Raw genomic sequence first — 24,459 nt, 5'->3', positions numbered from 1 at the left:
CCCGACGAGCCACCTGGAGGACGCCGATGACGGCACCATCGATCGACCCGACGACGGTCAAGACGGGGCAGCGCGCCTCGTGGGACGCCATCAGCCCCGGCTGGGAGGACGCGATGGGCGTCTTCGAGCGCGGCGCGGCGGCCGTCACCGGCCGGCTGCTGGAGCTCGCGGGCGTCGGCCCCGGCCACCGCGTGCTGGACGTCGCCACCGGTCTCGGCGAGCCCGCGCTGTCGGCGGCCCGCGCGGCCGGCCCGACCGGGCGGGTGGTCGGCGCGGACATCTCCCCGCGGATGCTCGCGGCGGCCCGCCGCCGCGCCGCCGCCGCGCCGGACGCCGCCGCGCTGGCGCCGCTGGAGTTCGTCCAGGCGGACGTGGAGTCCATCGGCCTGCCCGCCGGGTCGTTCGACGCGGTGCTCAGCCGGTGGGGGCTGATGTTCGCCTGCGACCACGCGGCGGCCTTCGCCGGCCTGCGGCGGCTGCTCGCGCCCGGCGGGGTGCTCGCCGCCGCGGTGTGGGCGCCGCCGCCCGACGTCCCGATGATCGGCCTCGGCTACCGGGTGCTCGCGGGCCTGCTGGACCTGCCCGCGCCGCCGCCCGGCATGCCGGGGCCGTTCAGCATGTCCGACCCGGCCGCGCTCTCCGCCGGGCTGCGCCGGGCCGGGTTCGCCGAGGTGTCGGTCGAGGAGTTCGCGGTGCCGTTCCGGCTCGACCGGGCGGCCGAGTACGCCGACTTCAACAAGGCGGTGTCGCCGCCGTCGCTGCTGGACGCCGTCCGCGACCGGTTCGGCTCGCCGGACGCCCCCGGCGTCTGGGACGCGGTGGCCGCCGCCGTCGAACCGTACGCGGACGACGGCGGCGGGATCGAGCTGACGTCCACCGCGCTGTGCGTCCGCGCCGTCGCAGGGCGGGACGGGGCCGTTCAGGGCGCGGCGCAGGGAAGCGAGGGCGTCCGATGACCGGTGCGAGCCCCCGCCGCGGCGGCGTCCTCAGGCTGTACGGGCCGGGCAGCATGGACCACGTCGACCCGGCCAGCTCCTACTACATGCTGTCGGGCCAGATCCTGCGGCTGTTCACCCGGCAGCTGTTCGCCTACCCGCCGATCCCGGTGCTGCGCGACTGGCGGCAGGTCGTCCCCGTCCCGGACCTGGCGACCGAGATGCCGACGCTCGCCAACGGGCTGCTCAGCGACGACCACCTCACCTACACGGTGCCGCTGCGGCGCGGGGTGCTGTGGGACACCGAGCCCGCCCGCGAGGTCACCGCCCACGACGTGGTGCGCGGGTTCAAGCGGGCGGCCAACCCGGTGTTCCGGGGCGGGGCGATCCACTACTACACGAGCACGATCCGCGGTTTCGCCCGCTTCAGCGACGACTACACCGCCGCCATGGCCGGGACCGAGCCCACCGCCCGCGACCTCGCCGCGTTCCAGAACTCCCACGACATCCCGGGCGTCCGGGCCGTGGACGACCACACGGTGCGGTTCGAGCTGGTGCGGCCGGCGCTGGACTTCCCGCACATCCTCGCGATGACGTTCGGGTCGCCCGCCCCCGCCGAGTACGACGGCTACCTTCCCGACGGGCCGGACTTCCGGGCGAACGTCCGCTCCATCGGCCCCTACCGGCTCTCCCACTACGTCCACGGCCGGGAGCTGCGGATGGAGCGGAACCCGGTGTGGCGCCAGGAGACCGACCCGATCCGCCACCAGTACCTCGACGGCGTCGAGGTCGTGATGGAGAAGGCGACGCCGGACCAGGTGGGGGAGCGGATCCGCTCGGGCGGCGCCGACCTGTCGTGGGCGTCCCCGGTCACCGAGCCCTACGACGTCAACCCGACCGACCCCGGCAACAACCTCGGCTACGCGCTGAACCCGTACCTCGTCTTCAACATGGTCAGCCCGAACGAGGACGGCGCGACGACGAAGCTGAAGGTCCGGCAGGCGATCTCCTACGCCGTGGACCGCACCGCCATGGTGACGATCTTCGACGAGCTGAGCGCGGGGACCGTCATGTGGCCCGCGACCTCGGCGATCCCGCCCGGCAACTACGGCTACCGGGAGCTCGACCCGTACCCGACGCCCGGGTTCCGGGGCGACCCGGAGAAGGCGCGGGCGCTGCTGGTCGAGGCCGGGTACGCGGACGGGCTGACGCTCACGATGGTGCACCGGGACGTGGACGCCAACCCGGAGGTCGCCGAATCGCTCGCCGCCGACCTCGCGAAGATCGGCATCACGCTGCGGATGATCCCGCTCGGCCACGCCGACTACTACCCGTTCCTCCAGGACCCCGCCAACGCGCGCGCGGGCGGCTGGGACCTGTCGGCGCCCGCCTGGACGCCCGACTGGTTCGGCAACAACGGCCGCGCGTTCCTCCAGCCGATGTTCCAGACCAACGAGACGCGCGGGACCAGCAACTACGGCTGCTACAGCGACCCCGAGACCGACCGGCTGATCGAGGCGGCGCTGTCGGCGACCGACCAGGGCGAGGCGGAGGAGCTGTGGCACCGGGTGGACGCGCGGGTGATGGCGGACGCCGCGATCGTGCCGCTGCTCGTCCACGCCCCGACGATCCCGCACCTGCGCGGGGCGCGCGTCCGCGACGCGGTCCCGATGCCCACCATCGACCGCTGGTTCGACCTGGCCAACCTGTGGCTGGAGCCCTGACGCGGCCGGTCGCGGAGGTCAGCCGGCGCGCTCGGCGAGCCAGAGGTTGGTCGGGTCGCCGTTGAGGACCGGGTAGGGCAGCCAGTTCCGGACGCGGGTGGAGTGGAACCAGTACTGGTGCGCGAACAGGATCGGGACGATCCCCGCGTCGCGCATCGCCTCCCGCTCCACCCGCCGGAACAGCTCCCCGGCCTCCTCGGCGTCGCCGCAGGACAGCGCCCGCGCCAGCAGGTCGTTGACGGTCTCGCTGCGGTACCGGCCGAAGTTGGCGCCCCAGTCGCCGTCCGGGGCGACGTCCCGGCTGTCCAGGAGCGGCTGCAGGTAGGTGCGGGCGTTGTCGCCGTACCAGTCCGGCTCCCAGCCGGTCAGCGCGAGGTCCCAGGCGCCGGTGCGGACCGCGTCCGGTGCGGACAGGTACTCGTCGAACAGCGCGTTGATCGACGCGGGCACCGGCTCGACGGTGATCCCGGCCCGGTCCATGGCCTTGATGACGGCCTCGGCGGTCTCGGGATGGATGTCGCGGTCGCGGTACACCAGCTTGAGGGTGAGCCCGTCGCCGTATCCGGCCTCCGCGAGAAGGCGGCGGGCCCGCGCCGGGTCGCCGCGGCCGTGGTCGGTGCCGTAGTACCGGACGGGCCGGTGCGCCGCGCACAGCGGAGGCAGGATCTGGTCGGCGATGTCGTTCAGCCGGGGCCCGCCCCAGACGCGCGACACGGCCTCCTTGTCCACCGCGTACTGCAGCGCCTCCCGGACGAGCCGCGACCCGAGCGCGCCGCCTTCATTGGGGCTGGCGAAGTTCACGACCAGGTACGGGCTGAACAGCCCGGCCGGGTAGACCTCCAGACGCGGGTCGCTCGACGCCAGCAGCTCCGGGAGCCGCTCGGTGAGCGGCTGGATGTCCCAGAGCATGTCGGCCTCGCCGTCCGCGACGAGCCGGTGGGCCTCTTCTTCGGCGACGCCCTGCCGCACGTCCACGCCGTCGATGTGCGCGGCGCGCAGGCCGTCGGTGGCCGGGTCCCAGGAGGGGTTGCGCTCCAGCACGATCCGCCGCTCCGGGACGTACCGGGTGACGCGGTACGGGCCGTTCGACATGAGCGCCGCGTCCAGCTCCGGGCTGCCCGGCACGAACGGCAGGTACTCGGCGGGCGCCGGGGTCGCGAACGGCAGCGCCAGCATGTTGAGCAGGTCGTGCGCGGGCTCCCGGAGGGTCACCACCACCTCGGCGTCGCCGTCCGCGCGCACGCCGGGCAGGTCGGTGGCCTCCAGCGCCTCGGCGATCGCCGCCGGGTCGCGCGGCGCCCGCTCCAGGGCGTCCCGGAACCCGGCCATCCCCTCGACGGTGCTCAGGTAGTAGGGCAGGCCGGGGCACGGCGCGAGCGGGTGCGCCAGCCGCTTGATCCCGCGCACCACGTCGGCCGCCGTGACCTGGCGCGGGCCCGCCGGGGTGTGCCAGGCGGCGCCCTCGCGGAGGGTGAACACGTAGACGCGGCCGTCGGCGCTCAGCCGGCCGTTGGCGCGGGCGGGCACCTCGGTGGCCAGGTCGGCGGTGATCCGTCCCGCCGCCGCCCGGTCCCGGCTCGCCACGTACTGGACGAGCTGCCGGGTGTAGCAGCGCAGCAGGCCGCGCGTGACGGTGTGGTAGGCCAGCGCCGGGTCGAGATGGTCGACGTCTCCGGCGCCGACCAGGGTGAGGACGCCGCCGCGGCGCGGTGCGGCCGCGCCGGCGCCGGTTGCCGAGATGGTCACGTGGTCGCCCTTTCGCTCGGGAACAGCGGGAAGCCCTCGACGCGCAGCGGCGGCATCGCCGTGCGGGTGAAGCCGTCGCCCCACTCGCGGGGCAGCGCGGGGCCGGTGCGGCCCACCTCGGTGACGCGCCGCAGCAGGTGCACGGGGCTCTCGGTGAAGCGCAGGTCGGGCAGCGCCGCCGTGATCTCGCCGTGCTCGACCAGGTGGACGCCGTCGCGGGTGAGCCCGGTGAGCAGCAGCGTCGCGGCGTCGACCGTCCGGACGTACCAGACGCAGTCGATCAGCACGGCGCGGTCGGTGGCGGCCACCATCTCCGGCAGCGTCCGCCCGCCGGGCGGGCCGGACAGCCGCAGGTTGCCGATCCAGGGGGTGAGCGGCAGCCCGGTGCGAGCGGCCGTCCGGCGGGTCTGGACGAGGGCCGCGAGCGTCCCGCCGGAGATCCACTCCGTGGGGGAGAGCGGCAGGCCCGCGTCCTCCGGGGCGGCGAGCCCGGCCGCGAACTCGTCGGCGGCGCCGGGCAGCAGGAACGGCGCGCACTCCAGCCCCGGAAGGCCGGGCCCGGACTCCAGGCTGAGCGGCATCGGCGTGAGCCGCGTGCCGACACCCGGATCGGCGAAGGGGGACGCGCCGTCCGCCGCGTCTCCGGCTCCGGCCGCCCGGTACAGGTGCAGCATCAGGTCGGCCACGCAGGACGGCGACAGCAGTACCTCGTAGCGGCCCTCGGGGAGTTCGGCGCGCGGCAGTTCGGGGTGCAGGCGGTAGCGCAGGCGCTCGTCCAGGGCGGCGACGTCGTCGTCCGCCTGCGAACCCGTCCAGCCGTTGCCCGCCCAGACCTGGCCCGCGCCATTGGAGCCGCGCACGGTGAGGTCGAGCAGCCCTTCGCGCTGGACGTGCCGGAGCCGCAGGCCGGTGCTCGACGCGACGTAACTGGTGCGGAAACCTCGCTCGGCGTACCCGTAGAGCAGCCGTCCTTCCGCATTGGCGCGGTCGACCGCCGACCGCAGTGACGCCGCGACCGGCGCGAGCAGTGCGGCGGGGGCCTCGGCGGGAGGATCGGCCCAATCGGGCGACGCGCGGTCCCCGACCGGGCCCGTGGCGTCCGGATCGGCAGGGGCCGAGCGGGCGGCTGCGTCGGCGGCCTCGACCAGGCCGTCCACCTCGCCGCCGGGACCTGTCTGGCCGGTCACACTGCCGACCGTGATCCCGTCCCGCCGGGCCACGGCCGACACGACGGTGACCCGGTGGTCGTGGACGTGCCCCGACGCGGTGACGGCGTTGTTCGCCCAGCGGAGGTGCGCGCCGCCGCGCACCTCGACGGTCACGACGCACTCGTCCGCGCCGCTCGCCTCCGCGGCCCGTTCGGCGAGCGCGGCGGGCGACGGCGGGGCGTCCTGCCGGGTCCGGCTCACAGCCCCGCCTCCCTGGCCGCGTCGCGGACGGCGACCCCGGTGAACAGCGCCGCCGGGCAGCCGTGCCCGGCCGGCGCGATCTGCAGCGGCTGCCCCTTGCCGCACAGGTCGGCGCCGAACATCCGGTACGTCCCGGGGCCGCCCACCCCGGCGAGCGACCCCCAGAACGCGGTGGTCTCGCCGCCGTAGGCGACGTCGCGGACCTGGCCCGCGAGCCGCCCGCGCCGGATGCGGTGGCAGCGCTGCGCGGTGAACTGGAACCCGCGCCGCCGCGTGTCGATCGACCAGCTCCCCGAGCCGACCACGTACAGGCCGTCGTCCACCGTCCCGATCAGCTCCTCGACGCCGGGCCCGGCGGGGGCGGGGCGCAGCGACACGTTCGGCATCCGCGACATCGGCGCGTGCAGCGCCGACTCGGCGTACGCGCAGCCGGTCGAGCGCTCCGCCCCGATCAGCGGCGCGGTGTGCCGGTCGGTCTGGACGCCGGTCAGCACGCCCTCCGACACCAGGTCCCAGGCCCCGGCCGCGACGCCCTCGTCGTCGAACCCGACGGTGGCGAGGCCCTGCGGGGCGGTGCGGTCGGCGGTCACGTTCATCAGCTCCGACCCGTACCGCAGCGAGCCGAGCGACTCCGGCCGGACGAACGAGCCGCCCGCGTAGCCGGTCTCGTGGCCGGCGGCCCGGTCCAGCTCGGTCGCGTGCCCGACCGTCTCGTGCAGGGTCAGCCACAGGTTGGACGGGTCGATCACCAGGTCGAAGCGGCCCGGCTCGGCGGCGGGGGCGCGCAGCTTGGCGGCCAGCAGCGCGGGCAGCCCGGCGATCTCGGCGTCCCAGTCCCAGCCGGTGCCGGTCAGGTACTCCCAGCCGCGCGCGGTCGGCGGGGCGAGGGTGCGCAGGGTGCCGGCGCCGCCGGTGCGCGGGTCCGCCCCGGCCGCCACCAGCATCGGGTGGACCCGGACCCGCTGCTGGAGCGTCACCGTGCCCGCCAGGTCGGCGTAGTAGGCGTTCTCCTGGACGGCGACCAGCTTGGCGTGCACGTGCGCCACGCCCGGCGCGGCCAGCAGCCGGCGGCTCCAGTCGGCCAGCGGCGCGAGGCGCTCGGCGGCCGGCACGTCGAACGGGTTGATCTCGTACGCGGACGCCCAGACCGCGTCCCGGTGCACCGGCTCCGCGACGGGCTCGGCGGCCGGCGGCCCGATCCCGGCGGCGACGCGGGCGGCGGCGACCGCGCGCTCGGCGGCGTCCTCGGCGGCGCGCGGCGCCGGCTCCGCGCACCCGGCGAAGCCGCGCGCGCCGCCGTGCACGACCGACACGCCGAGGCCGGTGCGGGTGGTGTCGTGGCCGCCCGCCGGACGGCCGTCGCGCAGGAACCCGGCCGCCTCCCGGATGCGGGCGACGCGGACCCGGGCGTGCCGCGCGCCCAGCCGCTCGGCGCGGGCCAGCGCGGCCCCGGCCGCCTCGGCCAGCGGCAGCGCGCGGAACGACGCGTCGATCGGGTCCGTCATCGCGGGCCTCCGCCGCCTTCGCGGAACCACCGGACGGTATCGGCGATCCCGGTCCGCAGGGGGCGCGGCTCGAAGTCGATGACGCGCCGCATGCGTGCGGTGTCGAACTCCCGGACGGGCGGGCCGCCCGGCAGGTCGGGCCGCAGCTCCACCCGGTCCGGCGCGCCGAACTCGGCGGCGACCATGTGCGCCAGCTCCAGCATCGACACCGTCCCGGGCGCGGCGACGTTGAAGGTGTCGAAGGCGCCGGACGCGACCATCTGCAGGACGGCCTCCACCATGTCCTCGACGTGGACGAACGAGCGGCGCTGCCGTCCGCCGCCCCAGACCGGCACCGGCTCGCCCGCCGCGAGCCGCCGCAGCATCGCCGGGACCGCCAGCGGAGGCCGGGGGCCGAGGCCGTCGCCCGGCCCGTACACGTTCGCGGGGCGCGCCGTGAACACCGTCATGCCGAACTCGCGCCGGTACTCGTCCGCCAGCAGCTCCGCGAAGACCTTGGCCAGGGCGTAGCCGTCACCCGACAGGTCCGGGCGGGCGCGGTGGTCGTCCTCCTCCCGGATCGGCCCGGTCAGCGCCGCCGAGTACACCTCGGTCGAGCTGATCAGCACCAGCGTGCCCGCGCCGTGCCTGCGCGCCGCGTCGAGCACGGTGGAGACGAGCCGGGTGTTGGCCGCCAGCAGCGTCCCGCCGTGCCGACGCTTGAACGCGCTGTCGCCGTAGACGGCGGCGCAGTGCACGACGGTGTCGGTGCCCGCCGCCGGTCCGCGCAGCAGCGACTCCACCTCGGCGGGCGAGCGCAGGTCGGCCTCGGCCGGCGCCCAGCCGTCCCCGAGCCCGTCCGGCAGTGGCCCTTCCGGGCGGGGGCGGTGCACGGCGACGACCTCCGCGCCGATCTCCGCGAGCCGGCGCGCGAACCACGTCCCGAGGAAACCGCCACCGCCGGTGACCAGGACCCGGCGGCCCTTCCAATGCGCGGGCGAGGCGGGCGGCGGCCCCGGGCTCACGCGCCGGGCTTGCGGCACGTGACGATCAGGTAGCCGAGCCGCTCCCGGCAGATGCCGTAGGACGTCTTCAGCGCCTGCTCGAACATCGCCATCTTCTCCGGGCCGTAGTCCGCGTCCAGGACGGGACGCAGCGACTCCAGCCGGACCAGGACCTCGTCGTAGTAGCGGCGGACGTTCCGGGCGCACTCCAGCGCCTCCAGGATCTCGAACCCGGCGGCCTCGGCGCGCTTGACGATCTCCCCGGCCGGCGCCGGGTCGAACAGGGCGGCGTCCCGCAGCACCGCCATCTCCGCATCGGTCGGGTCCGACAGCCGCGGGTAGTCGGTGAACACGCACCGGCCGCCCGGCCGCAGCACCCGGAACATCTCGCCCAGCCAGCGCCCCTTGTCCTCGGCGTTGGCGAGCGAGTCGAACGCCAGCACCGCGTCGAAGGACGCGTCGGGATACGGCAGCGCGGTCGCGTCGGCGTGCTCGATCTCCACCTGCCCGCGCACGCCGCCGGAGATCACCCGGCGGGTCGCCTCGCGCACCTGCCAGTGGCTGAGCGTGATCCCGGTGATCCGGACGTCGTGGTGCTGCGCGATCCGGACGGCCGGCTCGCCGACCCCGCAGCCCACGTCCAGGACGCGCTGCCCGGCGCGCGGCTCCAGCCGCTCCTCCAGCATCGACGTGAGGCGCAGCAGCCCCGCCAGGAACGTGCCGCGGTCGCCGTCCTCCCAGTACCCGACGTGCAGGTTCCCGCCGACGAGCTCGACCAGCCCGCCGATGTCGTCGTAGTACTCGCCGATCTGGTCGGCGGTGAGCCCGGGCTGGTCAGGCATGGCGTCTCCTTCTCGTGCGTCCTTCTCCGGCGGGGCGTCAGTCGGGGCGTCAGGCGCGGCGTCAGGCGCCGCGCGCGTGGGCGGTCATCGGGAGCGCGTCCACCGGCATCGTGATCGCCGGCTTGGGCCGGGGCGTGTGCCCGGGGACCGGCACCAGCCGCCACCGGGCGGCGATCGTCGCCAGCGTCACGACCATCTCCACCCGGGCGAACTGGTCGCCGATGCAGCCGTGCGGGCCGACCGCGAACGGCGTGAACGCGCCGCGCGGCAGGTCGGCGGCCCGTTCCGGCAGCCACCGGTCGGGGTCGTAGCGCTCCGGGTCGGGATGCACCGACGGGTTGTGGTGGACGGCGTGGAAGCTGTAGAGGACCGGCGCCCCGGCCGGGATCCGGTAGCCGCCGAGCACGGTGTCGGACGCGGCCACCTTGCTCTGGAACACGCCCTGCGTGCGGTAGCGCATCGTCTCGTCCAGCACCCGGCGCGTGTAGTCGAGCGCCTTCACGTCGTCGTACCCGGCGGCCCGGCCGCCGAGGACCGCGTCCACCTCCTCGTGCAGCCGCCGCTCGACCTCCGGGTGCCGCGCCAGCTCGTGGAACGTCCACGACAGGGTGTTGCTGATCGTGTTGCTCCCGGCGATGAAGAAGGTGACGACCTCGTCGTGCACCTGCCGGTCGGTCATCGCGGGCTCGCCGTCGTCGCCGCGGGCCCGCATCATCATCGACAGCAGGTCGCCGTGGTCGGCGTCGGCCGCCCGGTAGTCGGCGATGACCCGGTCGATGGTGCCGTGCAGGTACCGCTGCGCGTCCCGGTAGGCGCGGTTGCGCGCGGTCGGCAGCCGGGTCAGCAGCCCGGTGGTGTCGGCGATCTGCCGGAACAGCCCGCCGAGGACGGTGGTCGTCGCGGTCATGAACCTCTTGTGGTCGAGGCCCGCGTCCGCCGAGAAGATCACCTGGGTGACGTTGGCGAGGGCGAGGTCGTCCATCTCCCGGTCGACCTCCAGGCGCGCGCCGTCCGTCCAGGACGCGGCCACGGCGGCGGCCCGGTCGCTCATCATCGCGGTGTAGGCCACGATGCGGTCGCGGTGGAACGCGGGCTGGATCAGCGCCCGCTGCCGGCGGTGCGTCTCGCCCTCGGAGATGCCGAGCCCGTTGCCGAACATCTGCCGGAACCGCTCGGTGATGGGGCCGCCCCGGATGAAGGTGTCGGGGTCGCGCTGCACCTGGCGCATCAGCTCCAGGTCGTTGACCACGTACATGCGCTCCCGGCCGAGCCGGATCACGGTCACCGGGTCGCCGTTCTGCAGCGACAGCAGGAAGTCGCCCGGCCGCTTCTTCATGTGCAGGCCGTGCCCGAGCACGGGGACGGCGCCCGGCGCGAGGACGGGTTCGCGCGCCGGCGAGGTCGTCGTCATCGGTCCGCCTCCCGGCGTTCAGTCCTGCGCGTGCCACACCCGGGAAGAGCCGATGGTCTCCCCGTGCGCCAGGTCTTGGAGGGTGATCTGGACGCGCCAGGGCACCAGCCGCAGGACCTGGAAACCGGGGTCGGCGGCGCCTTCGGGCCACTGGGCGTAGGGGTCGAAGCCGCGTTCGCGGGCCTCGGTGGACACGAGGTCCCACACGTGCGCGACGCTCGCCTCGTCGTCGGCCCAGGACGCCTCGCAGTCGGCGAACACCGCGTCGTGCGCCGGGCTCCAGTAGCTGCAGGAGACGAACGGGTTGTGGGCCAGGTGGGCGGTCTTGACGGGGGAGCGCGGGGTGCTGACCCAGCCGATCGGGCGGTCGCCGCCGGCGTCCCGGCCGATCTCCCACGAGACGTGGAGGATGCGGCTGCGGGGCCGGTCCTTGCGGTCCACGGTGGCGACGGTGCACCAGCCGATGCTCCGGGTGAGCCGGAGGAAGTCGTCGGTGAGTTCGGGGAAGTCCACTTCGGTGCTGAAGGCCGAGGACGCCATGCCCCGGATCATAGGTCAGCTCCCGGCAAATAACTATATGTTTCTCAATCAAATGCGGGGGCCGGGATGCGGGTCGACCCTTGCGATAACAGGCAGTCATCTGGTTGCATATCGAGATGGAGGGTAGGGCCGGAGACGTCCGCGCGGATGCTCCGGCGGCACCGCCAGAGAGGGGAAATCCCATGTCACAAGCAGCCTTCACGCTCACCCGCCCGCCCATGGTCAAGGAGGGGATGCTCATCCGGCGCCCCGCCGCGGAGGTGTTCCGCGCCTTCGCCGACCCGGCGGTCACCACCCGCTTCTGGTTCACCAAGAGCAGCGGCAAGCTCGTGCCCGGGACCACCGTCCGGTGGGAGTGGGAGATGTACGGCGCGTCGGTGGACGTCCGGGTCAAGGAGGCCGAGGAGGGCGAGCGGATCGTCTTCGACTGGGGCCCGGAGGAAGCCGCCACCACGGTCACGCTCCGCTTCGTCCCGTGGAAGGACGACACCACCTACGTCCAGGTCACCGAGACCGGCTTCAGCGGCGACGGGGACACCGCCGTCGCCCGCGTCGCCGACTCCACCGGCGGCTTCACCATGACGCTGTGCGCGCTCAAGGCGCTCCTGGAGCACGACATCGAGCTGGCCGTCGTCGCCGACCACTCGCCCCCGGGCCTGGAGATCTGACCCCGCGGACGTGACCCCGCAGACCCGACCCCGGCCGCCGGCCCCCAGCCCGAGGAGTCACCGATGGATGTGAAGAAGGCGCCCGCCGCCCCCGCCGCGCCCGTCCCGGCCAGGCTGTGGCTCGGGCTGCTGGCCCTGGCCCTGTCGGCGATGATGCACGGCGTCGACGCCATGGTCGTCACCGTGGCCAACCCGACCATCGGCGCGGAGATGCACACCGGGCTGGCGGAGCTTCAGTGGGTCACCACCGGGTACATGCTCGCCTACGCCGCCACCCTCGTCACCGCGGGCAAGCTCGGCGACCGGTTCGGCCAGCGGCGGGTCTTCCTGATCGGCCTGGTCGGCTTCATCGCGGCGTCCGGCCTGGTCGGCGTCGCCCAGGACATCGGGACGCTGATCGCGTTCCGGGTGGTGCAGGGCGCGTTCGGCGCCAGCCTGCTGCCGTCCGCGCTGGCGATCCTGCGGCTGACCTTCCCCGAGGACAAGCTGAAGGTCGCCGTCGGCGTCTTCATGGGCACGTTCGCGCTGTCGTCGGCGTCCGGCCCGTTCCTCGGCGGGGTCGTCGTCGAGTACGCCGGCTGGCGCTGGGCCTTCTACATCAACGTCATCGGCGGCCTGATCGCCCTCGCCATGGTGCTCGCGCTCATCGCGCCCACCCCGCCGCAGGACGCCCGGCGCCGCGTCGACCTGCCCGGCATGGCGCTGCTCACCGTCACGATCCTCGCGCTCGTCCTCGGCATCAACCAGGTGCCCGAGCGCGGCTGGACCGGCGCGCTGCCGCTCGCCTGCTTCGCGGTCGCGCTGGCCGCGGGCGTCCTGTACGCCCTGCGGGAGCGGACGGCGGGCCAGCCGCTGACGCCGCCCGAGCTGTTCCGGTCCCGCGCCTTCGCGGGCGGCAACCTGCTGCTCCTGCTCGGCTCCGGGGTGATGTTCGCGGCCTGGTTCCACCTGGCGCTGTACTTCCAGAACGTCCAGGGCGCCGGGGCGCTGCGCGCGGGGCTGGAACTGCTGCCGATCCCGGCGACCGGGATCATCGCGGCGCCGCTCGGCGGGCTGCTCAACCAGAAGCTCGGCCCGCGCCCGCCGCTGCTCGCGGGCACCGTGCTGCTGATGGTCGGGCTGTTCGGCATCACCCGCGCCGGGGTCGACACCGGGTACCACGCGCTGTGGCCCTACCTCATCGCGCTCGGCATCAGCATGAGCTTCATCGTGCCCATCGGCACCGAGGTCGTCATCAGCAGCGCCCCGAAGCGGCTCGCCGGGGTCGCCTCCGGCGTCGGCGAGACGATGGGCAGCCTCGGCCCGGCGATCGGCGTCGCCTCCGTCGGCACCGCGATCGCGCTGGTCGTGGAGAACGGGCTGGCCGGCAAGCTCACCGGCGCCGGCGTCCCCGCCGGGATCGCCGACCGGATGGACACCGAGTCGGTCGCGCTGGGGGCCGCGCCCGTGCCGCCCGGGACGCCGGACGAGCTGGTGTCGGCCGTCGTCCGGCAGGCGCACGAGGCGTTCGCGTCCGGGATGCACGCCGCGTTCGCCGGCGCCATGGTGCTCAGCCTGCTCTGCCTGCCCCTGATCTGGCTGATCAAGGTGCCGCGCGGGGAAGAGGAGGCCGCGCCGGACGAGGCGACGGCGTCGGAGCCCGCGCACGCCGCCGACCCGCTCGGCTGAACCGCGGGCCGGGCCGATGGAGCGGGCCGGAGCAATGGAGCGGGCGGGGGCGGTGGAGCGGGCCGGGTCAGCGGAGGGCGTGCAGGCAGAGGGCGAGCGTGCGGGCCTCGATGTTCACCTGGTAGCTCGCCCGCGTCAGCTCGCGGAGCTGCGCCACGGTCAGCCACCGGAAGTCCGGCGGCACCTCCAGCGGGAAGTCGTCGTCCACCTGGACGATCTGGTTGCGGGTCACCGCCCGCTGGAACCGGCCGCCCTCCTCCGACTGCTCCACGTCGTAGCGGACGGCGCCGCCCCCGGCGGTGACCAGGTCCAGGTAGCGGGCCCGGTCCGGGGGCGGCAGCCGCGCCTGGTCGGCGGGCGTGCACTGCACGGTCGGCCCGACCTCGACGACGTCGCGGTGGCCGGGCGCGAGGTCGGCGCGGGCCAGCACGTGCAGGACGCCGCGGATCGGCCGGGCCAGGAACACCGCGAGGCCCGTGCCGCGCGGGCGCAGCAGCGGCTGGCACCAGTCCCGCACCTCCCGGTTGCTCGCCCGCACCCGGACCCCGGAGATGGTGAAGTGGCGGCCGCCCGTGTGGAAGATCTCCCGGTCGTCGCGGCGCCAGCCCTCCACCGCGTCCAGCGGCACCGGCCGCACGTCCAGCGTGTGCGCCATCTTGCGGGCGGTGAGCCAGCCGCGCACCTCGCCGGGCCGGTGCAGCGCGCCCCGGTCGAGGGCGCGCGCCGAGCGCCGCAGCGCCGCGCCGAACCCGTCCGCGGGATCGGCCGCGACCGGCAGCGGCAGGCACGACAGCACGGTCCGGGCGTCCATGTTGACGACGTTCGGCAGCCGCAGCAGCGCGTACAGCTCGCCGAGCGTGAACCAGGCGAAGTCGTCGTGGACGTCGACCGGCCCGGTGGCCTCCACCACGATGTTGCGGTTGCGCTTGCCCCGGAACCAGGCCCCCTGCTCGGACTGGAGCACGTCCACGAGGACGCGGGCGAGCCCGTCGCGGGCGAAGTACTCCAGGTAGCGGGACGGCGCGCCGCCGTGCACGCGCTGGAAGTTGCTCGCCGTGGCCTGCACCGTCGGGGAGAGCTGGACGGTGTTGACGTTGCCGGGCTCCGCCTTCGCCTGCATCAGGAAGCGCAGCACGCCGTCGATCTCCCGGGCCACGATGCCGAGCACCCCGACGTCCGGCTGGTTGATGATCGGCTGCTCCCAGGTGCGGACCGGGCCGCGGCCGGCGCGCACCCGGATGCCCTCCACGGAGAAGAACCGGCCGCTGCGGTGGACGAGGTCCCCGGAGCCGGGCGCGAAGGCCCACCCGTCCAGCCGGGCGAACGGGACCCCGGTCACCTCGAAGGGGTTCCGGTCGCGGCGCTCGGCGAGCCACGCCACCGCCCAGGCCGGGGGGCGCGGCACGTGCGCCGCCGAGGCGGCGAGGCGCCTGGCCAGGTCGCCGACGCCGGGCGCGGCGGGCGCCAGCAGGAGCGGGCCGGATCGGGTGTCCAACGGCGCCTCCTTGCGGGCGGCGGGTGGCGTAGATAACGCACCTACTTAATTATAAGATAGTACGCTGTTCGCCGCGGGCTGGAGGGAACGCATGTCCGACGACGACCGGCACGTCCGGCTGGGGGCCACCGGGCTGCGGGTGAGCAGGCTCGCCCTCGGCACGGTCAACTTCGGCGGCCGGGTCGAGGAGCCGGCGGCGCACCGGCTGCTCGACCACGCGGCGGCCGAGGGCATCGACTTCGTCGACACCGCCAACATCTACGGCTGGCGGGTGCGCAAGGGCCACGCCGAGGAGGTCGTCGGCCGCTGGCTGGCCGCCCGCCCCGGCCGCCGGGACGGCGTCGTCCTCGCCACCAAGGTCGGCGAGCCGATGGACCGCGGCCCGAACGACCGGGGCCTGTCCGCCCGCAACATCATCGCGTCCTGCGAGGAGTCGCTGCGCCGGCTGCGCACCGACTGGATCGACCTGTACCAGCTGCACCGCCCCGACCCGGGCGTCGGCTGGGAGGAGATCTGGACGGCGATGGAGACCCTCGTCCGCCAGGGCAAGATCCGCTACACCGGCTCCTCGAACTTCCCCGGCTGGGGCATCGCCGCAGGTCAGGAGGCGGCACGCCGGCGCTCGCTGCCCGGCCTCGCCAGCGAGCAGTGCCTGTACAACCTGGCCGTCCGGCACGCCGAACTGGAGGTCATCCCGGCCGCGCGGCACTACGGCGCCGGGGTGCTGGCGTGGTCGCCGCTGCACGGCGGGCTGCTCGGCGGCGTCCTGCGCAAGCTGGCCGAGGGCACCGCGGTGAAGTCGGCGCAGGGGCGGGCCGAGGCGGCGCTCCCGGCCCTGCGCGGCACGATCGAGCGGTACGAGGCGCTGTGCCGGGAGTTCGGCCGCGACCCCGCCGAGGTCGGCCTGGCATGGGTGCTGTCCCGGCCGGACGTCACCGCGCCGGTCATCGGCCCGCGCACCCCCGCCCACGTCGACGGCGCCCTCCGCGCGCTGTGCGCACCGCTGGCCGCCGACGAGTCGGCGCGGCTGGAGGAGCTGTTCCCGCCGCTCGGCCACGGCGGCGCGGGGCCCGCCGCCTGGCTCACCTGACCCGGGCGCCCCGCCCCCTCCGCTGGCCGTATCCGGACTGAATCGCCTCTCGCTTTTCTTTAAAAAGGATTAGTAACGTACGGATCCGCGGCCGTATCGGCGGCCGTGCCACGCGCCCGCAGGAGAGAGCCGATGACTGGTTCCAGGCCGCACGCCCGCCTCCGTGGAAGAACCGCCGTCCTGGCCACCGCCTGCTGCGCGCTGGCGGGCGGGGGCGCGGTCGCCGCCACCACCGCGGCCGGCGCCGCCGCGGGCGTCGTCACCGTCCGCTCCCGCGTCACCGGCTCGGACGGCGCGTCCTACTCGGCCACCAACCACCTCACCGACGCCGCCCGCAGCCCCGCACCGGACGGGCGCCGCAAGGAATGGCTGCTCGTCTGGGCCGGCGACTCCGGGCCTGGTGACAGCGGCACCCCCGACCCCGACTTCCTCGCCGTCGTCGACGCCACCCGCGGCACCCCCGACTACGGCAAGGTCGTCAACACCGTCACCATCGGCGGCAAGACCGGCAACGAGCCGCACCACATGCAGTACACCTGGCGCAAGGGCGACCGGGTGTACGCCGGGGGCATCTTCTCCGACACCGTGTACGTCTTCGACGTCAGCCGGCTACCGATGATCAAACTGACCGGCATCACCCTCCCCGAGGACACCCCCTGCGGCTCGGCCCCCGACGCCGTGACCACGCTCGCCGACGGCACCGCGTACGCCACGTTCATGGGCGGCCCGAACATCGCCGGCCCCTGCACCTACACCCACGGCGAGACCCGGCTCGGCAACGGCTTCGCCGGCACCCCGGGCGAGATCGTCCGGCTCGACCGCGACGGCCGCGTGCTCACCGAGGCCCCCGCCGCCACCGGACGCTCCGAGGGCGCCGAGCACTGCCCCAGCCTGCCGCCCATCGCCGTCCCGACCTGCGCCAACCCGCACGGCCTCGGCGTCCGTGAGGACCTCGGCGTCGCCGTCGCCAGCGACTTCGCCGAGCCCCGGCTGCTGATCAACCCCGAGATCGAGGGCGGCGCGCCCAACGGCAACCGCGACACCGTCCGCGTCTTCGACATCGCCGACCGCGACCGCCCGCGGCTGCGCTCGGTCTCCCGCATGCCGGACGGCCCGCGCCAGGAGGCCACCCCGTTCGGCGAGGAGCCGCGCGGCATCATGGAGACCACCGTCACCCACCGGCGCGGCCACCGCGGCGCGTTCGCGTCCAGCATGCCAGGCGGCACCGTCTACTACGCCCCCGACATCACCGTCCCCCACCCGCAGTGGCGCGAGGTCTTCGACGACTACACCGCCTTCAAGCGCCTCTTCCCCACCGACACCCCGACCTCCGCGCTCGACGGCGGCGGCTGGCTGCAGGTCAGCCCCGACGACCGCTTCCTCTACCACGTCGTCCTGACCGGCGGCCTCGCCGGCTCACCGCCCGCCCACCAGCAGGCCGGGATGATCTACACCCTGGACATCCGCCGCCTGCTGGCCGCCGGCCCCAAGGCCAAGTGCAGGATCGACACCCTCGCCGAGGTCGCCGCCGGCGGCACCGAACGCGACTGCCCGGCCCTGGTGAGCGCCCTCGAACTCAACGACCCCAGCACGGGCGGCCCGCACTGGGCGGCCATGGACAACTTCCGCGCCGCGCCCAACGGCCTCTACCGCGAAACCGACCAGATCAGCCGCATCGCCGTGGCGAACTACATGCTCTTCACGTCCCACCTGGACGGCGACCACAAGGTCTGCATGGTCAACGTGGACCCGCGCGGCGAACTCGCCCTGGACACCGCCTTCCGCGACGAGACGACCGGCGCCCCGTGCCTGGAGTTCGACCGCCCCACCTGGCCCCATGGCGCCCAAGGCCCCGCCCGCCCCCACGGCGTCCTCTTCACCGTCGCCGACCAAGACCTCCGCTGAACATGCCCGAGGAACCCCCGCCACCCCACCCCTCGCCAAAGCCCCAGGCACCAACCCCACCACCCCCTCCAGCAACGGCCACCGTCTCGCGGTGGCGGTGTTCCTCGATGAGGCTTCGCGCGGCCCTGGCTTGTGCGATATCCGCGGGCTGGCAAGCGGGGGGCTGGTTGCGGTGGTTGGTGGTGGGTGGCGTCGTGGTTGGTGGGGGTTTTGGGGATGGGGTGGCTTGGGCGGACGGGCCTCATGACGGGCATCTTCCGGTTGGGGACGCGTCGTCGGGTGTCGTTTCTGTCTTGCGGGCGTTGGTGGTTGCCAGTGGGGCGTTCGCGGTGGGGTTTGCGGTGCTGCGGCCGGTGGTCGGTGAGGTGACGCGGGGCGCTCGGCGGTTGCTTTACGGGGCTGCTCTGACGGCTGGGGTTGCGCAGCTCGCTGCCGTTCATCAGGGGGCGCTTCCGCTTGTGGCGGTTGGGGCGGCGCTGGTCACGTTCGCGTTGCCCGCGGTGCCGGCGCGGCCGTGGTTGGGGGTGGCTGCGGTGCCTTGCCTGCTGGCCGTCCTTGAGGCGGCGCGTGGTGGTGCGTGGAGCGTTGCGGTGGTCGGGCATGTTCTGGCCGCTGCCGGGTGGCTGGGGGCTACTGGGCAACTGATGGTTGCGCCGCCGGGTTCGCGGTGGGGGATGCTGCGGCGGTTCGCGCCTCTTCTGCTGGCTTCGAGTGGGCTCCTGGTGGCCGATGGGCTCGGTCAGGTGGTGCGGGGCAATGCCGTGTGGGTGGTGGCGGGTGGTGCGGCGGTGGCGGTCGCGGGTGTTGTGCTGTGGCGTCGTGCGAGTGGTGGCGCGGTGCTGGGGGTCGTTGTGGGGTTGCCGCTTGCGGTGCTTCCGCCGCCTGGCCTGGGGCCGGAGCCGGGGGTGCCGCTGCTGGCCCAGGTGGCGCGGGACGGGCGGGCGGTGCCGGTGCTCGTCGTTCCGGCGCGTCCGGGATGGAATCTGGTGCATGTCGGTGCCGAGCGGGCCGAGGTGCGGGTGGGGAGTCGGTCTGTTCGGGCGGTGAGCCGGTCGGCGGCCACCGGGAGCTGGGCCGTGGTGCGGCTGCCTGCGGGGCGCGGTCGGCTGGTCGTTGATGTGGGGGACGCTCGCGCGGCCGTCCGGTTCGATACCGGGGTGGACGGTGCGTCGGTCGATCTGCGTGGGGGCGACGGGGCCGAGTGCGCCGCGTGGGCGCTCGGACGGGTGCTCGGCGACGTGCGTGAGCCTGTGCGGGCCTGCCCGGCCGATGAGTTGACCAGTGCGGATGCCGCCGCGCTGCGGGCGCTGACCGGGTTCATCGCCCGGCGCGGTGCGCGTGCGGTCGCCGTCACCGCGGACGGGTCGCCGCGCGGTGTCCGTGCGGAGGCCGAGGTGCGGGCGGCGGCGGCGCGGCTCGGGCTGGGGGTGACGGCGGACGAGTCCGCGCGGGTGCCCCGGGTGGTGGTGGCGGGCTGGAGCGGGGCGGCGGGCCTGGTCCGCCGGGTCGGTTCGGGCGCGGTCCCGGCCTCGGGCGTGTACCTGGCGCCCTGGCTGCTGGACGCGGAGCTGCTCGACCCGCCCGCCGGGCAGCTCGTCCCGCTGCGGTTCGATCCTGCCGGGGCGGAGGCCGTGCGGTACGCCGCCCGGCTGCACGAGGCGTTCCCCGGCGAGCCCGCGACGGCCGCCGGGTTCGCGGGCTGGTCGCGCGGGACGGCCGCGGCGCCCGTGCGCCTGTACGCGGCGTCCCCGATGGGGGTGCCGGGCAGCCTCGGCCTGCACGCGCACGGGTTCAGCGGTCGCTGGCTCCCGCAGGGCACGATCGTCCCGGTCAGCGGCCCGCTGCGGCCCTAGCCGGTCAGGCCGGCGACGATGGCGGACGGAGTGGGCAGCGCGGCGATCTCGGCGCGCAGTTCGGCGGCGGCCGTGCGGGCCTGGTCGTCGGCGAGCAGGCGCTTGACGGCGTCGGCGTCCAGGCCGTCGGGGGAGGTGATGTGGCAGGCGCCGCGGGCGCGCAGCATCTCCGCCTCCAGGTGGCGGTCCGGGCTGAGGGGCAGCACCAGTTGCGGGACGCCCAGCGTGCAGCAGGTCATGAGGGTTCCCGCGCCGCCGTGGTGGATCGCGGCTGTGCAGGTGGGCAGCAGCGCGTCGAGCGGCACCCAGGCGGCCGTCCGCACGTTCGGGGGGACCTCGTCCGGCTCGGGGAGGCGGCCGGCCTGCTCCGGGTCCGTATCTCCGAGGGCCACGACGAACTCCGCGTCCACGCCGGGCGCGGCGGCGAGCAGGCGCTCCACGGGGCCCAGGCCCCCGACGCGCGGCACCATCGAGCCGATGGTGACCGCGATCCGCGGGCGGCTCGGCGGCTCCGCCAGCCAGTCCGGCAGGACGGTGGCGCCGTTGTAGGGGACGTACCGCATCGCCAGCGGCGACGGCGGCCCCTCCGCCAGGCTCGGCGGCGCGATGTCGAGGGTGCGGACGCCGTCGGGAGGCCGCACCCCGTGGCGCTGGAACGCGCGGGCCGCCGGGGGCTCGTGCAGCAGCTCCGGCCCGAAGCGCGACAGCCCGATGCCGTGGCCCACCGCGGGCACTCCGGCCTTGGCCGCGATGAGCGGGCCCACGCCGAGGATGGGGTCGTGCACGACGAGGTCGGGACGGACCCGCTCGGCCGCCGCGACGTACGCGTCCACCAGCAGGTCCCAGGCGCCGATGATGTGCGGTTTGCGCTGGTCCATCTCGGCGTGCATCTCCGGCAGCGTCGTGCCGGACAGCGGGGCGAACAGGGCCGGGACGTCGCGGGCGAACCCGCTCAGCATCTCGGTGGTGGAGCGGCCCGGCAGCGCGTCCACGACCGGCAGCCCGGCGCGGGCGACCGTCAGGCCGTCACCCCCGGTGACGAAGACGGCCTCGTGGCCGGCGGCGCGGAAGGCCCAGGCCAGCGGCACCATCGGGAACGTGTGGCCGATCGCGGGGGCCGTCGGGAAGAGTACGCGCATGTCAGCCCCTGGTTCGGAGTTCCCGGTACACTACTATACGGAACTTTAGCAATCGAGTGGGCTCGGATCAATCGGTCGGCGGCTCCTCCGCCTGCCGCGATGATGCCGACCCGGCGTCCGGCGCCGGGTCGATCCGGGTGCGATCGGAGGTCGATTCGGAATACACTTGTGAAGTGATGGCGGAAGGTGGTCCGAGATGAACCAGCAGCGTCGCAACTACGGTCAGTACTGCGGGCTGGCGGGGGCGCTGGACGTGATCGGCGAGCGGTGGACGCTGCTGATCGTCCGTGAGCTGCTGGTGGGCCCCTGCCGCTACAACGAACTCCAGCACAACCTTCCCGGCATCGGCACCAACCTGCTCGCCGACCGGCTGCGCTTCCTCACCGACACCGGACTGGTCCGGCAGTGCACGCGGCCCGGCTCCAAGGTGCGCGTGTACGAGCTCACCGAGCAGGGCGAGGGGCTGCGCGAGACGGTGCTCGCCCTCGCGCGCTGGGGCCTCGGGCTGCTCCAGGCGCCCGCGGCCGAGGACGTGGTGCGCCCGCGCTGGGCCGCCCTCGCGGTCGAGGCCATGATCGACCCGGCCATGGCGGGCCCCGACGAGCAGTACGAGTTCCGCATCGACGACGAGGTCTTCCACACCGTCGTCGAGGACGGCGCCGTCTCGGTCCGGCACGGCAAGTGCGAGACCGACCCGGCCCTCGTGGTCACGACCGACGCGCTCACGTTCGTGGAGATCGGCGCCGGCCGGCTCAGCCCGCTGGAGGCGACGCTCACCCGGCGGCTGTCCATGGAGGGCGACGACGAGGTCGTGCTGCGCTGCTCGCGGCTCCTCGGCCTGGTCGGCTGACCGTCCGCCCGCCGCGGTCCGGCCGGGCGTGACCGGATCCGGACCGCCCCCCGCCGCCGCCCCCTGTCAAGGCGTGCGGGCCGGTCATGACACGAGTCTTGACTATAGAATCCTGAAGTGATCTGCTGACGGACAGGCAACGGGCACCAGACAGGTAGATCACATGTTCTCTGCCGAGACGTTCTCTGCCGGACCACCGCCCAGGACCCGGCGGCCTGGGGCAGCGCCACGAGGATCCGCCCGGTCGGCGGGATCCGGGAAGCGCCGCTCACCCGAACCGGTTCCCCCCGAACCCGACCCGGCCGAACCCGGCGCCGGCGGCCCCGAACCGTCCGGCCTCGCACCGTCCGGCCGCACACCGTCCGGCCTCGAAGCGCCGGCCCCGCAGCCCGCCAACCTGGCGGCCGACGGGCTCACCAGCTTCGCGTTCGCGGTCGAGGCGGAGTCCGGGCACCGGCCGGTGCGGTACCTGATCGCCCGCCGGCTCGGCGCCGGGACCGCCCGCACCTGCCTGGTGGTGACCGCGCCCGGTCCGCTGGCCGGCACCTACCTGTGGATCGCGGAGGACGCCGCCCGCGGCACCTGCGAGGTCTGGACGCGCTCGGCGACGATGCCGCGCTCGGTGCGGATCGCGGAGCGGCAGCTGTTCGGCTGCCTGCCGCTCGCCGAGGTCGGCTACCTCGACATCATGACCTGGCGCTATCCGGGGCTCGGCGCGTCTCCGCAGGACCGCCGGGCCGAACTGCCCTGGAGCCGGTGGCGGTCCGCGGAGACCCGCTCCTACCTGGGCCCGGCCACGACGCCGGGGCTGCGGGTCACCGAGGCGACCGACCCCGCGACCGGCCGGGTCGTGGCGCGCGAGGTCGACCGGCGCGGCGCCACCGAGCGCCGCTGGGAGATCGTCGAGCCGGGCGGGCCCGGTCCGGACGCCGGCCTGCCGGTGCGCATCCGCGCGCACCGCGGCGACACCGGCGCCACCACCGAGTACCGCCGGGACGGCGGCCCGGTGCCGGTGCCGCCGGAGGCGTTCGACGGCGGGCCCGAGCCGCTCCGGCACGCGCTGCGGCGGCTCCTTCCCGCACGGGCGGGCTGAGGTGGGCCGCGGCGGGGGGCCGGCAGTCCGGCGACCGGCCGCCCGTTTCGTACGCATCGTCGCCCTCGGCGCGCCGGCGCTGGTCCGGCTGGCGGTCATCGGCGCGCGCCACCGCGGCGGTGCCCGCGCCGACCGGTCGGCGGCCGAGGTCGCCCGGCTGCTGGAGCGGCTCGGCGGCACGTTCGTCAAGGCGGGCCAGCTCCTCGGCACCCGCACCGACCTGGTCGGGACGCGGCTGGCGGCGGCGCTCGGCCGGCTGCACGACGACATCGAGCCCGCGCCGGCCGCCGCCGTGCTGGCGGAGGCGCGGGCGGGGCTCGGCGCGCTGCCCGGCCCGCTGGCCGAGGCGCTCGCCCGGCCGCCGGTGGCGGGCGGTTCGATCGCCGCGGTCTACCGCGCGGAGCTGGACGGCCGGGTGCTGGCGGTGAAGGTCCGCAGGCCCGGGGTGCGGGAGGCCGTCGCCGGCGACCTGGCGATCCTGGACCGGCTGGCGCGCGCCGCCGTCCGGCTGCCCGCGCTGCGCAGGCTGCCGCTGGTGGAGATGGTCGGGCAGCTGGGCGCGCTGCTGCTCGCCCAGGTCGACTTCGAGGCCGAGGCGGCGAACCTGCGGCGGCTGCGCAATGCCCTGGACGGGACGCCGGGCGTCCTGGTGCCGGAACCGGTCGCCGAGCTGTGCGGCGGCGGCGTCATCACCATGGAGTACGTGCCGGGGCTGGACCGCGCCGCGGCGGCCGCGCTGCCCGCCGAGACCCGGCGGGCGCAGACCACCGCGCTCGTGCGGGCGGTGTACCGGCTGCTGTTCGTCGAGGGGCTGGTCCACATCGACCTGCACCACGGCAACGTCTACTTCAGGGCGGACGGGTCCGTGGTGCTGCTGGACGCGGGGCTCGTCTTCCGGATGAGCGACGCGGCCCGGCGCGACCTCACCGACTTCTTCGCCGCCATGGCCAGGGGCGACGGAGAGGGCTGCGCGGCGATCCTGCTGTCGACGGTGCGCGGCGCCGCCCCGGACGCCGACCTGGCCGGGTTCCGGTCGCGGGTCGCGGCGCTGGTGGCGCGCAACGCCGGCGCGCCGGCCGGGGAGTTCCGCCTGTCGGCGTTCTGCTACGAGCTCTTCGCGCTGCAGCGCGACTGCCGGCTGCACGCCGAACCGGAGTTCGCCCTTCCGATGCTGAGCCTGCTCTCGCTGGAGGGAACCGTCCAGGCGAACCATCCCGGGCTCGATTTCCAATTGGAGGCCGCTCCCTATGCATGGGAGGGATTAATTCGCTGACCTCCGGCGTGCCGTCCGGCTGTGTTCGACAGTTGTCGGAACGGCCGTTGAAAACTTGATGACGTAACTGGACGGCGCGTTGGCGTGCCGGCCGGATGTGCTTTTTCCGGATGTCCGGTGCCGGGTGCCGCTTCGGCCGAGGGGAGGGCGAATCCGTGTCGCCCGGCCCCGGGGAACGTGTGTTCGGCCAGCGTACGCCGCCGTTCGCTGCGACCTGCCCGGCCTTCTCCGCCGAGAAAAATGATCATCGTGTCAATAACTGGAAGGTAAAAAGTATCTAACCTTGACTGCCAGAGTCGAGGAGCTTAGTTTCGGCACTGACCTTCATTC

Annotated in this window: 19 protein-coding genes; 10 read left to right on the top strand and 9 right to left on the bottom strand. The window is 74.8% G+C overall.

The window, feature by feature from the left end:
• The first annotated feature begins 26 nt into the window (after window positions 1-26).
• Both AB0K34_RS24420 and AB0K34_RS24415 read left to right on the top strand, forming a co-directional pair.
• Window positions 27-956 carry a methyltransferase domain-containing protein gene (locus tag AB0K34_RS24420; protein ID WP_364551024.1) on the top strand — a complete coding sequence of 310 codons (930 nt, stop codon included), beginning with the start codon at window positions 27-29 and terminating at the stop codon, window positions 954-956.
• Window positions 953-2,659, top strand: coding sequence for an ABC transporter substrate-binding protein (locus AB0K34_RS24415; protein ID WP_138638437.1), 1,707 nt, complete (start codon window positions 953-955; stop codon window positions 2,657-2,659). Before AB0K34_RS24420 ends, AB0K34_RS24415 begins: the two co-directional genes overlap by 4 nt.
• An 18-nt stretch (window positions 2,660-2,677) precedes the next feature.
• Here the strand turns inward: AB0K34_RS24415 and AB0K34_RS24410 are convergent, their stop codons facing one another.
• The 7 genes from AB0K34_RS24410 to AB0K34_RS24380 all read right to left on the bottom strand — a co-directional run bounded on the left by AB0K34_RS24410 (window position 2,678) and on the right by AB0K34_RS24380 (window position 11,095).
• The gene (locus tag AB0K34_RS24410; RefSeq protein WP_364551022.1) at window positions 2,678-4,405 is read right to left on the bottom strand and encodes an ABC transporter substrate-binding protein; all 1,728 of its coding nucleotides are present in this window, start codon (window positions 4,403-4,405) and stop codon (window positions 2,678-2,680) included.
• Window positions 4,402-5,814, bottom strand: a complete 1,413-nt coding sequence (locus AB0K34_RS24405; RefSeq protein WP_364551020.1) for a metallopeptidase TldD-related protein — start codon at window positions 5,812-5,814, stop codon at window positions 4,402-4,404. The genes AB0K34_RS24410 and AB0K34_RS24405 overlap by 4 nt, the downstream gene beginning before the upstream one ends.
• Entirely contained in the window at window positions 5,811-7,319 is a 1,509-nt protein-coding gene (locus tag AB0K34_RS24400) for a TldD/PmbA family protein (RefSeq protein WP_364551018.1), read from the bottom strand. The genes AB0K34_RS24405 and AB0K34_RS24400 overlap by 4 nt, the downstream gene beginning before the upstream one ends.
• Window positions 7,316-8,323 carry an NAD(P)-dependent oxidoreductase gene (locus AB0K34_RS24395; protein WP_364551016.1) on the bottom strand — a complete coding sequence of 336 codons (1,008 nt, stop codon included), beginning with the start codon at window positions 8,321-8,323 and terminating at the stop codon, window positions 7,316-7,318. The genes AB0K34_RS24400 and AB0K34_RS24395 overlap by 4 nt, the downstream gene beginning before the upstream one ends.
• On the bottom strand, window positions 8,320-9,144 hold the full coding sequence (locus tag AB0K34_RS24390) for a methyltransferase domain-containing protein (RefSeq protein ID WP_364551014.1): 825 nt from the start codon (window positions 9,142-9,144) through the stop codon (window positions 8,320-8,322). The genes AB0K34_RS24395 and AB0K34_RS24390 overlap by 4 nt, the downstream gene beginning before the upstream one ends.
• Window positions 9,145-9,205: 61 nt before the next feature.
• Complete coding sequence (locus AB0K34_RS24385; RefSeq protein WP_301176210.1) at window positions 9,206-10,555, bottom strand: cytochrome P450; 1,350 nt, start codon at window positions 10,553-10,555, stop codon at window positions 9,206-9,208.
• An 18-nt stretch (window positions 10,556-10,573) separates the two neighbouring features.
• On the bottom strand, window positions 10,574-11,095 hold the full coding sequence (locus AB0K34_RS24380; protein ID WP_301176211.1) for a pyridoxamine 5'-phosphate oxidase family protein: 522 nt from the start codon (window positions 11,093-11,095) through the stop codon (window positions 10,574-10,576).
• A 182-nt stretch (window positions 11,096-11,277) separates the two neighbouring features.
• Here AB0K34_RS24380 and AB0K34_RS24375 point away from each other — a divergent pair, with 182 nt between their 5' ends.
• The gene (locus tag AB0K34_RS24375) at window positions 11,278-11,763 is read left to right on the top strand and encodes an SRPBCC family protein (RefSeq protein WP_364551011.1); all 486 of its coding nucleotides are present in this window, start codon (window positions 11,278-11,280) and stop codon (window positions 11,761-11,763) included.
• 63 nt (window positions 11,764-11,826) lie between these two features.
• Window positions 11,827-13,431 (top strand): MFS transporter, encoded by a 1,605-nt coding sequence (locus tag AB0K34_RS24370; RefSeq protein WP_138638445.1) that lies wholly within the window; start codon window positions 11,827-11,829, stop codon window positions 13,429-13,431.
• Window positions 13,432-13,498: 67 nt separating this feature from the next.
• Here the strand turns inward: AB0K34_RS24370 and AB0K34_RS24365 are convergent, their stop codons facing one another.
• Window positions 13,499-14,926, bottom strand: a complete 1,428-nt coding sequence (locus AB0K34_RS24365; protein ID WP_364551009.1) for an NDP-hexose 2,3-dehydratase family protein — start codon at window positions 14,924-14,926, stop codon at window positions 13,499-13,501.
• 91 nt (window positions 14,927-15,017) lie between these two features.
• On the opposite strand from AB0K34_RS24365, the gene AB0K34_RS24360 reads away from it, so the two are divergent.
• From AB0K34_RS24360 to AB0K34_RS24350, 3 genes are all read left to right on the top strand, one after another.
• Complete coding sequence (locus tag AB0K34_RS24360) at window positions 15,018-16,016, top strand: aldo/keto reductase (protein ID WP_364551007.1); 999 nt, start codon at window positions 15,018-15,020, stop codon at window positions 16,014-16,016.
• A 132-nt stretch (window positions 16,017-16,148) separates the two neighbouring features.
• The gene (locus AB0K34_RS24355; protein ID WP_364551005.1) at window positions 16,149-17,921 is read left to right on the top strand and encodes a hypothetical protein; all 1,773 of its coding nucleotides are present in this window, start codon (window positions 16,149-16,151) and stop codon (window positions 17,919-17,921) included.
• Between the two features lie 905 nt (window positions 17,922-18,826).
• Window positions 18,827-19,774: a hypothetical protein gene (locus AB0K34_RS24350; protein ID WP_364551003.1), complete on the top strand. Its 948-nt coding sequence runs from the start codon at window positions 18,827-18,829 to the stop codon at window positions 19,772-19,774.
• On the opposite strand, the gene AB0K34_RS24345 is transcribed toward AB0K34_RS24350, so the two are convergent.
• Window positions 19,771-20,913: a nucleotide disphospho-sugar-binding domain-containing protein gene (locus tag AB0K34_RS24345; RefSeq protein ID WP_364551001.1), complete on the bottom strand. Its 1,143-nt coding sequence runs from the start codon at window positions 20,911-20,913 to the stop codon at window positions 19,771-19,773. The two genes, AB0K34_RS24350 and AB0K34_RS24345, sit on opposite strands and share 4 nt — an antisense overlap.
• 196 nt (window positions 20,914-21,109) lie before the next feature.
• Between AB0K34_RS24345 and AB0K34_RS24340 the strand changes: the two genes are divergently transcribed.
• The 3 genes from AB0K34_RS24340 (at window position 21,110) to AB0K34_RS24330 (ending at window position 24,129) form a co-directional block, all read left to right on the top strand.
• A complete protein-coding gene (locus tag AB0K34_RS24340; protein ID WP_138635926.1) occupies window positions 21,110-21,763 on the top strand; it encodes a winged helix-turn-helix transcriptional regulator in 654 nt (217 codons plus the stop codon).
• Between the two features lie 163 nt (window positions 21,764-21,926).
• Window positions 21,927-22,856, top strand: coding sequence for a hypothetical protein (locus AB0K34_RS24335; RefSeq protein ID WP_364550999.1), 930 nt, complete (start codon window positions 21,927-21,929; stop codon window positions 22,854-22,856).
• A 1-nt stretch (window position 22,857) separates the two neighbouring features.
• Window positions 22,858-24,129 (top strand): AarF/UbiB family protein, encoded by a 1,272-nt coding sequence (locus AB0K34_RS24330; protein WP_364550997.1) that lies wholly within the window; start codon window positions 22,858-22,860, stop codon window positions 24,127-24,129.
• The last annotated feature ends 330 nt before the right edge of the window (window positions 24,130-24,459 follow it).

The sequence above is a fragment of the Actinomadura sp. NPDC049382 genome (genome assembly GCF_040677125.1).
In the GTDB taxonomy this organism is placed as follows: Bacteria; Actinomycetota; Actinomycetes; order Streptosporangiales; family Streptosporangiaceae; genus Spirillospora; species Spirillospora geliboluensis.
This window is presented reverse-complemented; position numbering and strand designations above follow the sequence as displayed.

Bases quoted from the DNA above. Each gene is read 5' to 3' on its own strand.
- AB0K34_RS24420 (WP_364551024.1), top strand. From the start codon at position 27: ATGACGGCACCATCGATCGACCCGACGACGGTCAAGACGGGGCAGCGC.
- AB0K34_RS24415 (WP_138638437.1), top strand. From the start codon at position 953: ATGACCGGTGCGAGCCCCCGCCGCGGCGGCGTCCTCAGGCTGTACGGG.
- AB0K34_RS24400 (WP_364551018.1), bottom strand. From the start codon at position 7,319: ATGACGGACCCGATCGACGCGTCGTTCCGCGCGCTGCCGCTGGCCGAG.
- AB0K34_RS24390 (WP_364551014.1), bottom strand. From the start codon at position 9,144: ATGCCTGACCAGCCCGGGCTCACCGCCGACCAGATCGGCGAGTACTAC.
- AB0K34_RS24385 (WP_301176210.1), bottom strand. From the start codon at position 10,555: ATGACGACGACCTCGCCGGCGCGCGAACCCGTCCTCGCGCCGGGCGCC.
- AB0K34_RS24380 (WP_301176211.1), bottom strand. From the start codon at position 11,095: ATGGCGTCCTCGGCCTTCAGCACCGAAGTGGACTTCCCCGAACTCACC.
- AB0K34_RS24375 (WP_364551011.1), top strand. From the start codon at position 11,278: ATGTCACAAGCAGCCTTCACGCTCACCCGCCCGCCCATGGTCAAGGAG.
- AB0K34_RS24370 (WP_138638445.1), top strand. From the start codon at position 11,827: ATGGATGTGAAGAAGGCGCCCGCCGCCCCCGCCGCGCCCGTCCCGGCC.
- AB0K34_RS24360 (WP_364551007.1), top strand. From the start codon at position 15,018: ATGTCCGACGACGACCGGCACGTCCGGCTGGGGGCCACCGGGCTGCGG.
- AB0K34_RS24355 (WP_364551005.1), top strand. From the start codon at position 16,149: ATGACTGGTTCCAGGCCGCACGCCCGCCTCCGTGGAAGAACCGCCGTC.
- AB0K34_RS24345 (WP_364551001.1), bottom strand. From the start codon at position 20,913: ATGCGCGTACTCTTCCCGACGGCCCCCGCGATCGGCCACACGTTCCCG.
- AB0K34_RS24340 (WP_138635926.1), top strand. From the start codon at position 21,110: ATGAACCAGCAGCGTCGCAACTACGGTCAGTACTGCGGGCTGGCGGGG.
- AB0K34_RS24335 (WP_364550999.1), top strand. From the start codon at position 21,927: ATGTTCTCTGCCGAGACGTTCTCTGCCGGACCACCGCCCAGGACCCGG.